Here is a 14,495-nt window from a genome sequence, read left to right on the forward strand (position 1 = left end):
ACCAGACACCGATGCCCCTCCTCCGCCGGGGCGGAAGAGGGGCCAACGGTTGTGCAGTCAGCGATGGCACCCGTAAAAGGATCGGCTCATCCTCGCAAGGGGAGGCCACTACCACTGTTCCACGTTGGTGGCGTTAAACCCGTAGTCGTTCGCGATGAGTTGCGTTGCGTTTGCGAGATCGTTCGCGTATTCCGACACGGTCTTTTCGCCGTACGGCGGGTCGTTTCCGATGGCCTCGTGGATCGTTTGCAGATCACTAGAATCGAGCGCACTCCGGCTGTAGAACTGGAGGGCCCACGTGAAGGCTTTGGCCTCGGCCCAGGCATTCTCGCCGAGGTCGCCGTCCTGCAATGTGCGATCGTCGCTGAGACCCTCAAGGTCTGCCTCCAGACTGTTCATGTAGTGAATGACGTTGACGGCCATCGTGGCCTCCCAGGCGTCGCGGGCCTGTGCAGCAAATCCGTTCGGGCCGGAGAGGTCGTCCAGGGTCCCGTCTTCAATCGCCTTGCGGCCCTCCCGGAAGCCTTCGAATGCCCGCCCGGCAAAGTCGTTGAGGTTTCCAGTGCTGCTGGAGGCCGCGGCCCGCTCCGCGGTGTACCCGGCCCAGGTGTACACGAATTCCGTGGTGAGGTCGACACCGCCGCTTCCGTCCACGTCTCGACTTGAGCTCCCGTCCACCAAGCCGTCGGGGTTGTCGAGGTCCAGGAACGACTCCTCAAAGTCGCGCGGGGCGCCGTAGTAGCCGAAGGCCTCGTCCCATTTCTCCGCCGGATTGGCTACTGCGGACGGGTCCTCGACGAAGTCCGTCAGGATTTGAGTGGCCTCCCCGTAGAGGGCGCTGGCCAGCAGCTTTTCGGAGAGCTGGCCCATGTGGACGCCGTTGGGGGTGGTGAACCGGTCGTTGTTCGCGACGTCCTGAAAGTAAAAGCGTACCAGGTCGTCGGTGGTCACCTGGGTCCCAGGGGTCGGCGAGTCGTCGCTTTCCAGCGCGGCACTTCCCACCAGAGGCACGCTCACGTCCGACAGCCTGGCGGAGAGGTCGACCCCGCCCGCGATGTCGTCGTACGTGCTCTGGCCCTCAGTCGTGATGTTGGACGCGGCCGCAATCGTTCTGTCGTCGATGTCTCCGGTGTAGAGCGCTGTCAGTGTGGCTTCGTCGACCGGGGTGTCCGGGGCGCCATCAATCTTGCTACGGAGGTCGCTCGTGAGCAGGTTGCCAACAATCTCCGCGCCGTAACTGCTGCCTTCCGGGTAGGCATTCGTCGGCGTGTCGCCTGGGTCGTCGCCCGGGCCGTTGCTTCCGCTGCTGTCGCAGCCTGCCAGGACCAGTCCTATGGCGAGGACGGGAAGGAGCAGAAGTTGGGTGTAGTGCTGTAGGAAACGGTGCATAAGCGTGTTCGCGTTGTTGGATGGAGTGAAAGGAGGAAGGCGCTCCGCCCTCCAAAATGGAGAGAGGCGGAGTGCCTTTTTTGGGGAGACTCTAAAAGTCGTACTGCACAGAGAGATTGATCTGGCGGCGGGGCCCGGGCAGGATGCCGGTGCTCCCACCGTTGCTGCTCGGCCCCTTGTCGCGCGGATTGGAGTGCAGGCGCGAGCCGATGTACACGTTGTCCGTCGCGTTCTTGACGGTGAGGTTGAGGCGCAGGTCGCTCGAGTACCGGTAGGTGGCCCCGGCGTCCAAGACCGTGTGCGACGGCACCGGACCCACCTCGCCCCGGTTGCTGGTGCGGTCGAGATTTTCGAGGTCGGTGTAGAACCCGCCCCGGTACCGCAGGCTGCTGCGGAGGGTGAGGCCGAGGCGCGAGAAGGTCTTCGTGAGCCCCACCGTGGCGGTGTGGGGCGGGGCCGCGATGAGCTCGTTGCCGCTAATGTTGGTCGGCGTGCCGTCCACGGCGCTCGGGACGATGCCCTCCACGACCTCCGTTTGCATGAAGGTGTAAGACGCGTCCAGGGTGGGGAGGACGCTCGCGAAGGCGTCGCCCTCTAGTGTAGCGTTGGTCTCCAGGCCGTAGCTCTGCACCACGCCCAGGTTTTGCGTGAAGCGCGTCTTGCCGCCAACCAGGTCCTCGACGTAGGTGTAGAAGCCGGTAAACTGAAACTGACCGGCCCCGGTGCGGCCCCGAAGGCCCAGCTCGGAGTTCCAGCTCTTCTCCGCCTGTAGGTCGAAGGCCGCCTCTCGATTCGGGTCGTTTACGCCCAGGGTGAGGAACGTGGCACTGGAGGGCGAGGTGTAGCCGCGGTGCACCCCGCCGAAGAGGTTGAACTGGCCGTCCCCGAGGGGGGCACCCAGGGCGTACCGCCCCAGGTCCCAGTTGAACCCGAGGCCCGGCAGCGCCACCACATTGGTTTCCTCGACCGTGCGATTGCCGTCGAGGCGATCTGTGCTCGACTGGTTGAAGAGCTCCAGCCGCACGCCCGGCGACAGGCGAAGCGGGCCCAGTTGGAGTTCTTCCAGGCCGTAGAGCGCAAGCGCCTGCGTTTCGTAGATGCGACTCTTCCCGACAATCGTCACGGGCGGGTCGGACCGGTCGCCCCGAAAGAACACGCCGTCTCGGGCCTCAGGATCGTCGCCGATCTTATTGGCGTCCTCGAACCGCTCGTAGTGCAGGCGGAGGCCCGTTTCCAGACTGGCAGAGCGCCCGAAGAGGCCGTGGTCGATGTCGAACGTATGCTCCAGTCCAGTCACGTGAAAAGTGCGCTCGTTTCCGAAGGCGACGGCCCGGTCCCGATCCGTCACGTCGGTGACGGCGACGCGGACGAGATCCCCCGGCGTAGTCGGCGGCACGGGCTCGGCCGCCGCGCCGTTTTCCTCGTAGTCGTCGGCGCGCACGAACACATTTTCCTCCCGCCACCAGGGCCGGTCGAACACGTTGGCGTAGAGCTTCGTGGTGCTCCGGAGGCTGCCGCCGTAGTTGTGGTTGTAAATTGCGTCGAACGCCCCCCGCAAGATGCGATAGGAATCGTCGTCCTTCGGGTTGAAGTCCGGGTTGGTCTCAAAGCTGTGTGGGGTGAGGCCATGGTATGTGGCGTTCATGTCCTCGTAATCGACGTTGCCCTTTAGGTACAGAGACTGATCGTCACTGAGGTCGTACTGCAGCTTGGCGGTGCCATTGAGCTGGAGGAAGTCGTTGTTGTCCCGGAAGCCGCCGCCGCGCTTCATGAGCAGTTGGACCTGCGGACGCAGGGCGTCGGTCCCAAACCCGCCGACTTCAGCGAAGGCACTGGCGTACCGGTGGGAGCCGCCCGTGATCTTGAGTTCGCCCCCGGGCGAGCGTCGTTGCGGGCGCCCGGTAACGAAGTTGATGACCCCCGCCATCGTCTGCGGGCCGTGGCGAATGGAGGAGCTGCCCTTGATGATTTCCGTCTTCTCGATCCTCTCGACGGGAGGGTTGTAGTAGAGCGGCGAAAAGATGTAGGGAGCCGGCTGGATGGGGACGCCGTCCTCCATTACGAGGACGCGCTGGGTACGCCGCGACTGCAGGCCCCGAATGCTAATCGACATCCGGGTCTGCCCCATGCCGTCGTCGGCCCGGCCGAACACGCCCGGCACGGAGAGGAGCGTCTCCTGCAGGCCGATGGGGTTGCTCCGTTCCAGCTCCGCCGCGTCGACGGTAAACGTCGCGCCGGGAAACGACGCCTGGGCCGCCTCGCTGCGGCTGGTGATTTCGAGGCCGGACAGCTCGACCACATCGCGCTCAAGTTCAACGGTCACGCGGGTGGTCTCTCCATCCCGCACGCGGACCGTCCGGACGGCTGGGACATGCCCGACGTGGCGGATCTCAAGTCGGGTTGGCCCCGGGGGAAGGGCCTCAACCACGAAGCGCCCATCCGCGGCGGTCGTGGTGCCCCTGGGGCGATCGTCCCCGAGGATCTCGACGGTGGCGTCCGACACAGGGACCTCAGTGCCCGCGCTGAGCACCCGCCCCTCGACCCGCCCCGTAGTCGTGTCCTGTGCATCTGCGGGAGTGCAATTTAGACCAATTACAAAAAAGAAGCCGAGCAGCAGGCGGATAAAGACGTTCATGTGCTGTAGGGAAGACTGCGATGGAGACCCTCCAAGCTTTCCGGCGAAGCGAGATCAGAAGCGCTCCGGGTTGGCGTCGGTCAGATCGAGCGCCGACGCCGTGGTGGGGGCCGTCGAGTCGGCAGTTGGAGACGGGGGGGATAGGCGGTGAATACTACTGTAACTGCCCCCATCGTCGGAGGGCTCGCCCTCGTTCGGGCCGAGAATGGGATCGTCCGAACAGGCCGGAAGGAAGATGAGCAACAGCAGAAGCACTCCAAAGACGGTCAGCAAGGAGCGTCGGGCAAAGGACGAATTCGTGTCCACGGCAGGGGCGATCGGTTGCTTATTTAGACCGCTTATAAATAAGCGCGTGGATCCGAGTCCGTCAAGTGCAGAACGTCTAGAAGGTGTTAATTGGCGGGACGATCCGGGCCCTGCCAGGCCCCGTCACTCGTCCTGGGAGAGAACGAGTGCACCGAGTGGCGGGAGGGTCAGCTCCAGGGAGTGGGAGTGCCCGTGTTGCCCGATGGGAGCGCTCTGGACGGCGCCCTGGTTGCCCACGTTGCTACCGCCGTACACATTGCTGTCGCTGTTCAGGCGCTCTCGCCAGACGCCCCGGCCCGCGGCCCCGATGCGGTAGTGCTCGCGGACGACGGGGGTAAAGTTGAGCACGAAGATGAGGGACTGGTCGCCGTTCAGACGGCGGTAGGTGAGGACGCTGTTCTCACGGTCGTCGTACGAGATCCACTCGAATCCGTCCGCCTGGTCGTTCCAGAGGGCAGGGGCGTTCTGGTAGAGGTGATTGAGGTCGCCGAGCCACTCCATGAGGCCCTCGTGCAGCGGCTCGTCGGTGAGTCCCCATTCCAGCTCCTGATCGTGATTCCACTCGTGGTACTGCCCGAACTCGCCCCCCATGAAGAGAAGCTTCTTGCCGGGGTAGCCGAACATGTGGGCGTAAAGGAGCCGCAGATTGGCGGCCTTTTGCCAGTCGTCGCCCGGCATTTTGCTCCAGAGCGAGCTCTTGCCATGCACCACCTCGTCGTGGGAGAGGGGGAGCGTATAGTTCTCCGAGAAGGCCCAGCTCAGGGTCCACGTCAGATCGCCGTGGTGGTGCTTGCGGTGGACGGGCTCCTTGCTTGCGTATTCGAGCGTGTCGTGCATCCAGCCCATGTTCCACTTGTAGAGGAAGCCGAGGCCGCCGTGCTCGGTGGGCGTGGTAACGCCGGGCCAGGCGGTCGACTCCTCCGCCAGCATGATCGCCTCCGGGTATTCGTCGTAGACGTGCTCGTTGGTGTCCTGGAGGAGGCTGATGGCGCCCAGGTTTTCGCGGCCGCCGTGCACATTGGGGGCCCAGTCGCCCTCTCGCGAGTAGTCGCGGTACAGCATGGAGGCGACCGCGTCGACCCGTAGACCGTCGACGTGGTACTTGTCCATCCAAAAGAGGGCGTTGGAGAGAAGGAAGCTGCGCACGCCGTTCTTGCCGAAATCGAAGACGCGCGTGCCCCAGTCCGGATGCTCCCGCATGCGCGGGTCTTCGTACTCGAAGAGGTGAGAGCCGTCGAAGTACGTGAGGCCCTGCGGGTCGGTGGCAAAGTGGCCGGGCACCCAGTCCATGATGACGCCAATCCCGCGCTGGTGCAGTGTGTCGATGAGGTGCATGAGGCCCTCGGGGTCGCCGTAGCGGAAGGTGGGGGCGTAGTACCCGAGAATCTGGTAGCCCCACGAGCCGTAGTACGGGTGCTCGGCGAGCGGCAGGAACTCGACGTGCGTGAAGCCCAGGTTCTGCACGTGGTCGGCCAGCGGCTCGGCCGCCTCGCGGTAGCTGAGCGACTCGCCGTGTCCCTTGTGGCGCCAGGAGCCGAGGTGTACCTCGTAGATGGAGAGGGGCCCGTCCAGTCCGCTGGGGCCTTCCCGGTGGGCCATCCAGTCGGCATCGCCCCACGAATAGGTGTCGAGGTCGGTGACGATGGCCGAGAGCCCCTCGTAGGTGTTCTGGGCGGGCGGCTCCATCCGGAAGGCGTAGGGGTCGGTGCGGTCGAACCACTCGCCGTCGGCCTGGAGGTGGTACTTGTACTTGTCGCCCGGCCGGGCGCCGCGGACGTACCCTTCCCAGAGCCCCCCCTCGCGGCGCTCCAGCACGTCGGCGCCGAAGCGCCAGTCGTTGAAGTCGCCCGTCACCTCCACCCGTTCGGCGTGGGGGGCCCAGACGCTGAACCAGGTGCCCTGCTGGTTGGGGTGCGCCCCCATCCGCTCGTAGCTGTGGGTGTGGGTGCCTTGCCGCCAGTAGTAGATGTCGTCGTCGGTGAGATGAGGCATGAGGAGAAGGGAGGCGTGGAGAGAAGGCCGAAGGGGAAGGGAATCAGGCGTCGGGGGATTCGGGCGCAGTCCGCTCCTGCGAGGCAAGGAGGCGGTGGAGGCCGTGGAGCGGAAGCCAGGCCCAGTCGGGGCGATGGTTCAGTTCGTACCGGACCTCGTACAGGGCTTTGTCGAGCAGAAAGGCCCAGAGAAACGTGTAGCGGGCCGGGGGCGCCGGAAGGAAGGAGGCGTCTCCGGTCGTGTCGGCGTAGGCGTCGAGGAAGGTCGTCTCCGTCCAGTAGAGGAGCGCATCGATCCACGGTTCGTAGTCCGGGTCCGCGTCCGTGCGGTCCTGCCAGGAGGCGAGGACGGCGTACTCCAGGGAGCGAAGCATGCCGGCCACGTCCCGCAGTGCGTTTTCGCGCTTGCGGCGTTCGTCGAGGGGACGGGTCGGTTCGCCTTCGAAGTCGAGTACGTAGACGTCGCCTTCGGCCCGGAGGAGCTGGCCGAGGTGGTAGTCGCCGTGGATTCGGATGCGGTCGTGCGTGCCGGATACGTCGTCGAGGGGCGTGAGGTGCGCCCGGGCGGCGCTCCACGCCGCGGCGGAGGGGCGTGCCTCGGCCTCCAGGGTGGGCTGGCGGTCGAGGAGGGCACGAGTGTCCTCCATTTCGTCTCGGATGCGCCCGGCCAGTTCCGTCCCTGCGTCCGTCGGTGCCTCAACGGGGCGCATGTCTTCGCCCTCCGCCCGGGCCAGCGCGTGGTGCATTTCGGCGGTGCGCACCCCGAGGGTTCGCGCGAACGAGATGAGTTCCGGGGCCAGTTCTTCGAGCCACACGGGCACCGTCGCGTCCGAGAAGCGGTCCGCGGTCCAGCTGGGGCCGTCCGTCGACGGGGCCGTGTTCTTGGCCTGCTCGTACGGGAACGGCGAATTTTCGACGCGGTCGAGAAAGGTGGTCGTGCAGGAGAGGGCGTAGCTCCACGCGTCGGTGTCCACCGCGAGGGCCTCCTGCAGCACGCCGAGCGTGTACTGACGGCGCCGCCGCCGGAAGTGAAAGGTCCCGTGCAGTCGCGGAGAGAACGTAAAGTCGACGTCCGTGAGGTGCTCCAGCAGTTCCTTTTCGGGATTCGGGCCTTCTTCCAGGCGGCGGTAGAGCTTGAGGAAGTACTCGTCGTTGACGATGGCCGAGGTGTTGCTTTGCTCACCGGTAAAGAGGCGCACGTCCTCGGGGGGCTCGGTGCCCATGGCCTTGGAGGGCTCGGCCGTGTAGAGGCCTTTCAGGGAGCGCCCGGTGCCCCCGCGTTGCCACCAGCGGAAGAGGGTGGCCCAGAAGGCAGGGGTGACCGTCGCGTCGTAGATGAGCCGTCGCTCGTTGGTGTCGTCTATCTCCATCCACGCGAGGGCGGCGCTCGGGTGCTCGTCGAGGAGGGCGGAGGCCTCCGGCTCCGGCGCTGCCATCAGGGGCAGCGTGTAGAAGGACGTCTTTTCCTCAAGGTCGACCCGGAGCACGGACAGGTACACCACGGGGTCGCTCTGAAGGCGCACGGCGTCTTCCACCTCCACATCTTCAATGACTTCTCCCTTGGCGCCAAACCACCGCTGCTTGTCAATGAATTCTGGGAGCAGGGCCTCGATCTGCTCGGGGCCGCGACGCTGCGCCATGGTGGGCACGAGCAGGTTCTGCAGGCCTTCGGCGACCGGCAGGGTGGGGCGGGCTCGGCCATTCCGATCCTCGCGGGGCTGGAGGCCGCTGCGGCGGGTCTCGTCGCGTTGCACGTCGTCTTGGGGCACAAGCTTGAACCAGTAGAAGTGATGGGGGCCAACGGTCAGGTGATACTCGTCGCTGCCAATGGGGGGGAGCGCGGACTGGCCGGAGAGCTCGACCGGCGCCAGTCCCTGCAGGTCGTCCCGGGCGGGGAGGTGAACCGACTGCGTAAAGCGGGACAGGTTGTTGACCACCAAGATGCGCTCGCCCTCGTACTCGCGGAGGAACGCGAGGATCGACTGGTTCTCCACGGGCAACAGCTCGAGGCTGCCCCGCCCGAAGATTTTCTTGTGCTGCTGGCGGAGGGCGATGAGCCGTCGCATGAAGTGGAGGAGCGAGTGGGGGTCGTTCTCCGCGTCCTCCACGTTCACGAACTCGTAGCTGTACTTGCCCCGGTTGATGGGGGGCATGAACAGCTTGTGGTGCGGCGCCCGCGAGAAGCCGCCGTTCTTGTCGGGGCTCCACTGCATGGGGGTGCGCACCCCGTTGCGGTCGCCGAGGAAGGGGTCGTCCCCCATTCCGATCTCGTCGCCGTAGTAGATGATGGGACTCCCCTTCAGGCTGAACAGCAGGGCGTTCATGAGCTCGATGCGCTGCCGCTCGCCCCCGAGCAGCGGCGTGAGGCGGCGCCGGATCCCCACGTTGATGCGGAAGCGATCGTCGGCCCCGTACTCGTGGTACATGTAGTCCCGTTCCTCGTCGGTTACCATTTCGAGGGTGAGCTCGTCGTGGTTGCGGAGGAAGAGGGCCCACTGGGCGTCGTCGGGGATGCCGCCGGTGAGATCGAGCATCTCCACGATCGGCCGCCGGTTTTCGCGCCGCAGCGCCATGTAGAGCCGCGGCATCACGGGAAAGTTGAAGGCCATCTGCACGCCCGTACTGTTGCCCTCCGCGTCCTCGCCGAAGTAGGGAAGCGTGTCCTCGGGCCACTGATTGGCCTCGCCCAGGAGCACCTTGCCGGGGCCATACCGCTCTTTTACGGCGGCCCGCAGCTCTTTCACGTAGGCAATTGTCTCGGGAAGATTTTCACTGTTGGTGCCCTCGCGTTCGAAGAGGTACGGCACGGCGTCGAGCCGGAGGCCGTCCACGCCCATGTCGAGCCAGAAGAACATGACCTCCTTCATCTTCTCCCGCACCTCCGGGTTGTCGAAGTTGAGGTCGGGCTGGTGGCTGAAGAAGCGGTGCCAGTAGTACTTCTGTGCCTTCCGGTCCCAGGCCCAATTCGAGTCTTCCGTGTCGGTGAAGATGACGCGCACGTCCTCGTACGCGTCGTCCGTCTCGCTCCAGACGTACCAGTCGTGCTTGTCGGACGCGGGGTCGCGCGCCTCCTGAAACCACGGGTGCTGGTCGGAGGTGTGGTTGAGCACCAGTTCGGTAATCACCCGCATGCCGCGGGCATGAGCGTCGTCGAGAAACGCTTTGAAGTCGTCGAGGTCGCCGTGGATGGGCAGGACCTTGAAGTAGTCGGCCGTGTCGTAGCCGTCGTCTTTTAGCGGGCTCTCCAAGAAAGGAAGCAGCCAGAGGGTGTTGACGCCCAACGATTCGAGATAGGGCAGCTTCTCGCGGAGCCCCTGAAAATCCCCGTAGCCGTCGTTGTTGGAGTCGTAAAAGCTGCGGACGTGCAGCTCGTAGATGACGGCGTCTTTGTACCAGCGGGGATCGTCAAGGAAGTCGTCGGGCATATGGTACTGCGGTTGAAAGTTGAAGGGTGGACGGTGGAAGGTTGAGGAAGGAGGCGTCGGGAGACAACCTTCCAACGTTCAACCTTCAAACGTTCCAATCAGATTATGCGTGCACGAGGCGGTCGTAGGCGGCGTGCGTGTGCTCGTTCGTGCCGGCCGGTTCGAGCCGAAAAATGTGGGCGGGGCGGTCGGGGGAAAGGCGGAGGTAGTGGTGGGTGCCGTGCCAGGTGTAATGGGCGTCGTGGAGGAGGTCGTGGGCGGAGAACGCCTCGTCGGCCGGCAGGCCGAGGTCGTGGACCGGAAGGACGAGCTGGCCTTCGCGCTCGTTGTGGGGGTCGAGACTGACGACCACGACAATGCGGTTGTCCCCGGCGGTCTTGCTGTAGGCAATCAGGTCCGGGTGCTGGGTCTCCAGAAACCGGATCGACCGCATCTGCTGCAGGGCCGGGTTCTCGTTGCGGATGCGGTTGATCCGCGCCATGAAGGGCTGGAGTGACGTGGGGTCGTTCCAGTTCCAGGTGCGGATCTCGTACTTCTCGTTCCGGGCGTACTCCTCCTTGTGGTCGCGCTGTTGGTTGTCGACGTGCTCGAAGGGCGGGCCGTAGACGCCGTAGGCGCTGGACATTGTGGCCGCGAGCACGAACCGGCTCTTGTGCGCGGGGCGCCCGCCGTGGACGAGCTCGTCGTGCAGAATGTCGGGCGTGTTGGGCCAAAAGTTGGGCCGGAAGTGCTCGGCCACCTCGGTGTGGAAGAGCTCGTTGCCGTATTCTTCGAGGGCCTCCGGCGTGTTGCGCCAGGTGAAGTAGGTGTACGAGTTGTTGAAGCCGAGCTTCGCGAGGTGGTACATGGTCTTGGGCCGGGTGAAGGCCTCCGACAAGACGACGAGTTCGGGCGTCTCTTCGCGCAACTCGCGCAGGCACCACTGCCAGAACGCAAACGGCTTGGTGTGGGGGTTGTCGACGCGAAAGGTGGTGACGCCGTGGTCGATCCAGTGCTCGAACACACTTCTGAGCTCTGCCCAGAGCGCGGGCCAGTCCTCGGTTTCGAAGTTGATGGGGTGGACGTCCTCGTACTTCTTCGGCGGGTTTTCGGCGTAGCGGAGGGAGCCGTCGGGGCGGTGGTAGAACCACTCGGGGTGCTCCTCGACGTAAGGGTGGTCGGGCGAGCACTGAAACGCGATGTCGAGGGCAACCTCCAGGCCCAGGTCGTGGGCCCGTTCCACGAAGCGGTCGAACGCCTCGATGCCCCCCAGCTTGGGATGGACGCTCTTGTGCCCGCCCTTCGACCCGTCCTCCAGGAAGCCGCCGATGGCCCACGGGCTGCCGGGGTCGCCGGGATCGGCCTCGGGAGCGTTGTCCTTGCCCTTGCGGTTCGTTTCGCCGATGGGATGGACGGGCGGAAGGTAGACGACGTCGAAGCCCATCTCCTTGATGCGTGGCAGCCGCTCGGCCGCGTCGTCGAGCGTGGCGTGCTGGTCGTCGTTCCGGGCCGAGCGCGGAAAGAACTCGTACCACGCGCCGCTCCGGGCCCGCTCCGGGTCCACGAGCACCTCGTAGGTCGCACTGGTCGTTTGCTGGTCGGGGGGCGCGTGGCGGCGCACGAGCTCCGCGATCTCGTCCCCGAGGGCCGCCTCCGCGTTGCCGTTCTGGAAGGCGTCGATGTGGGCCTCCAGCATGTCCCGATCGTCGTCGGGGGCGTTCTGGGCGGCCTCCTCGAGCAGCGACACCCCGGCCGTCAGCTCGCTCTCAATCTCGGACGGGGGCTCGCCGCCTTCGACCCGGCGCCGAAATTGGTCCTGCCACGTGGCGAAGCGGTTGATCCAGGCCCGCACGCGGTACAGGTAGCGTCCGGGCGACGACACCTCGAAGGCGCCGGTGTACTCGTCGTTCTCGACGTGGGGCATGCGGGTGACGTGCTCCGTCTTCTCGCTCGCGTGGCGGACCACGAGCTCGACGGCCAGGGCTTCGTGACTGTCCACCAGGACCCCCGCGGTCACCTCGACCTGCTCCCCCACGGCCCGTTTGATCGGCCACTGCCCGCCGTCAATGGCGGGGGCCACCGATGCGATGACGACGCGCGACCACGACTTGGGAAGGGTCGACTCGGAGGACGTGGACGGCGATGGGGCGGTAGAGGACATGCTGGCGTGGGGGCAAAAGCGAGATGCGGCGGGGGCTCCGGCGGGCTTCGTCGCCGGACGACACTGCATGTACACGCTACACATTGGGGGACAGAAATCCCAATGCCTGAGTCTGCATGCAACTGTGCCCGGCTCGGTTCATTTCATCGCGGAGATTACGGCCCAATCTTTGCGGTAACACACGAAAAAAACGCAGGCCGTTGCGCGCACAAGCTGTTTGCTTGCTACCTCTTTGTTGCATGGATGCATCTGCTTCACCGATCGATACGGACGCGCAGGGAAAGGGCGACCTTCACATCCAACCCGGAAAGCCGTACCCCCGGGGGGCGACGTGGGACGGCATCGGGGTCAACTTTGCCCTGCACAGTGCCCACGCCGACCGGGTCGAGCTACTGCTGTTCGAGGACGCGGATGACCGAGAGCCCGACGTCACGTTCGAACTGCCCGAACACACCGGTCCCATCTGGCACGGCTACGTCACGAACGTGCGCCCCGGCCAGCTCTACGGATACCGCGTCTACGGCCCCTACGACCCGGCGAACGGGCACCGGTTCAATCCCAACAAGGTCCTGCTCGACCCCTACGCGAAGGCCATTGGGCGCCCCCTCCGGTGGGACGACAGCCTCTTCGGCTACGACGTGGACGCGGACGAGGCGGACCGCTCGTTCAACACCCAGGACAGCGCCCCCCATGCGCCCCTGGCGGCGGTGGTCGAAGAGACGTTTGCCTGGGGCAACGACCAGTCGCCCGAAATCCCGTGGCAGGACACCCTCATCTACGAGACGCACGTGAAGGGGATGACCCAGAAGCACCCCGACGTGCCCGAGCGGCTGCGAGGGACGTACCTGGGCATGGCCTGCGAGCCGGTCCTCGATCACCTCAAGACCCTCGGCGTTACCACGGTGCAGCTCCTGCCGGTGCACGCCAAGCTGCACCGTCGCGAGCTGCTGCGCAAGGGCCTGCGGGAGTACTGGGGCTACAACACGCTCTCCTACTTTGCCCCGGAGCCCGAGTACGCCGCCAACGGGCCGGCCAGCGCGGTGCGCGACTTCAAGATGATGGTCCGCGCCCTGCACGACGCCGGGCTCGAGGTGATCATCGACGTCGTCTACAACCACACCTGCGAGGGCAATCAGCTGGGCCCCACGCTCTCGTGGCGCGGGGTGGACAACCGCACCTACTACAAGCTCAACCCCGACGACGAGCGCTACTACATGGACTACACCGGGACCGGCAACACGCTCGATCCCGGCGACTCGTACGTCCTCCAGATGATCATGGACAGCCTGCGCTACTGGGTGACGGAGATGCATGTGGACGGCTTCCGGTTCGACCTCGCGTCGGCCCTGGCACGCGAGCTGTACGACGTCGACATGCTCGGCTCCTTCTTCAAGGTGGTGCAGCAGGACCCCGTGCTGAGCCAGGTGAAACTCATCGCGGAGCCCTGGGACGTGGGGCCGGGGGGCTACCAGGTCGGATCGTTCCCGTGGCAGTGGGCCGAGTGGAACGGCCGCTACCGCGACACCATCCGTCGGTTCTGGCGGGGCGACCGCGGGCTGAACGGAGACGTGGCCACGCGGGTCACTGGCTCCAGCGACCTCTACGAACGCTCCGGCCGTCGTCCCTTCGCGTCCCTCAACTTCGTGACGGCCCACGACGGCTTTACCCTGCAGGACCTCGTGAGCTACGAGCGGAAGCACAATGAGGAAAACAAGGAGGGCAACGAGGACGGCCACGACGACAACCACTCGACCAACTGCGGCGTGGAGGGCCCGACTGAGGATCCGGATGTGATCGAGTGCCGGGAGCGGCGCAAGCGCAGCATCATGGCCACGTTGCTGTTGTCACAGGGCGTGCCCATGATTCTGGGAGGCGACGAATTGTCCCACACCCGACGCGGCAACAACAACCCCTACTGCCAGGACAACGAGATCAGCTGGTACGACTGGGACCTCGACGAGCGCGAGCAGGCGTTCCTCGAGTTTGTGCAGCGGCTCGCAACCTTTCGGAAGGAACACCCGAGCTTCCGGCGGCGGCACTTTCTCGAATCGGCCGAGGAGTCGGACGGCTCCGGCGACGTGCTCTGGTGGCACCCGGAGGGCCGCGAGATGACCGACGGGGACTGGCACGACGAGGGCCTGCACGCCTTCGGGTACCTGCTGCGTGGCCACAACCTGGCGCCCGACTCGAAGGGCCGACCCCGGACCGATGACTCGTTTCTGGTGCTTATGAATCAGGGCGGGGCCCCCGTCGAGTTTGAGGTGCCGGCGGAGACCCATGAGCTCGATGGTGTGCAGTGCACGGCCTGGCACGTGGTGCCGGAGCTGGTCGAGTTTCTGGACGAGCCGGACGCGGTTGCGCCGGGAGAGCAGCTGACCCTGCGGCCCGATCACCTGCTGGTCCTTCGGGCCGAGCAGTAGCGTGCGCCGGCTCCTGCCGACGGCGCACCGGCCGGAAGTACGGGGGCCGAGCGGCGGAAATGTGCAGTGGGGGGGCGCGTGTTTAGACTTTGCGCTGGGGGGCTCAGGAAACGGGACCGCCACGAGGAGCCCTGCGACGGCACTCCGCTCCTTCGGGGCCCGGGTCCGTGGGCCGTTCGGGGCGCGAAC

General features: G+C 65.6%; 7 protein-coding genes. 1 reads left to right on the forward strand and 6 read right to left on the reverse strand.

What is annotated here, in order from left to right; all coding sequences use genetic code 11:
* Positions 1 to 108: 108 nt before the first annotated feature.
* The 6 genes from V5A20_RS04380 to V5A20_RS04405 form a co-directional block, all read right to left on the reverse strand.
* Complete coding sequence (locus V5A20_RS04380) at positions 109 to 1,389, reverse strand: hypothetical protein (protein WP_332315126.1); 1,281 nt, start codon at positions 1,387 to 1,389, stop codon at positions 109 to 111.
* Between the two features lie 91 nt (positions 1,390 to 1,480).
* A complete protein-coding gene (locus V5A20_RS04385; RefSeq protein WP_332326796.1) occupies positions 1,481 to 4,024 on the reverse strand; it encodes a TonB-dependent receptor domain-containing protein in 2,544 nt (847 codons plus the stop codon).
* A gap of 54 nt (positions 4,025 to 4,078) precedes the next feature.
* The gene (locus V5A20_RS04390) at positions 4,079 to 4,330 is read right to left on the reverse strand and encodes a hypothetical protein (protein WP_332315128.1); all 252 of its coding nucleotides are present in this window, start codon (positions 4,328 to 4,330) and stop codon (positions 4,079 to 4,081) included.
* A gap of 123 nt (positions 4,331 to 4,453) precedes the next feature.
* Complete coding sequence (gene glgB / locus V5A20_RS04395) at positions 4,454 to 6,322, reverse strand: 1,4-alpha-glucan branching protein GlgB (RefSeq protein WP_332326797.1); 1,869 nt, start codon at positions 6,320 to 6,322, stop codon at positions 4,454 to 4,456.
* A gap of 43 nt (positions 6,323 to 6,365) precedes the next feature.
* Positions 6,366 to 9,746, reverse strand: coding sequence for a maltose alpha-D-glucosyltransferase (treS, locus tag V5A20_RS04400; protein ID WP_332315130.1), 3,381 nt, complete (start codon positions 9,744 to 9,746; stop codon positions 6,366 to 6,368).
* A 103-nt stretch (positions 9,747 to 9,849) separates the two neighbouring features.
* Complete coding sequence (locus V5A20_RS04405) at positions 9,850 to 11,886, reverse strand: alpha-1,4-glucan--maltose-1-phosphate maltosyltransferase (RefSeq protein WP_332326798.1); 2,037 nt, start codon at positions 11,884 to 11,886, stop codon at positions 9,850 to 9,852.
* A 239-nt stretch (positions 11,887 to 12,125) separates the two neighbouring features.
* Between V5A20_RS04405 and glgX the strand changes: the two genes are divergently transcribed.
* The gene (gene glgX / locus V5A20_RS04410) at positions 12,126 to 14,306 is read left to right on the forward strand and encodes a glycogen debranching protein GlgX (protein WP_332315132.1); all 2,181 of its coding nucleotides are present in this window, start codon (positions 12,126 to 12,128) and stop codon (positions 14,304 to 14,306) included.
* Positions 14,307 to 14,495 lie beyond the last annotated feature (189 nt).

Origin of the sequence: Salinibacter sp. (genome assembly GCF_036626415.1) — a bacterium.
Taxonomy (GTDB): Bacteria; Bacteroidota; Rhodothermia; order Rhodothermales; family Salinibacteraceae; genus Salinibacter.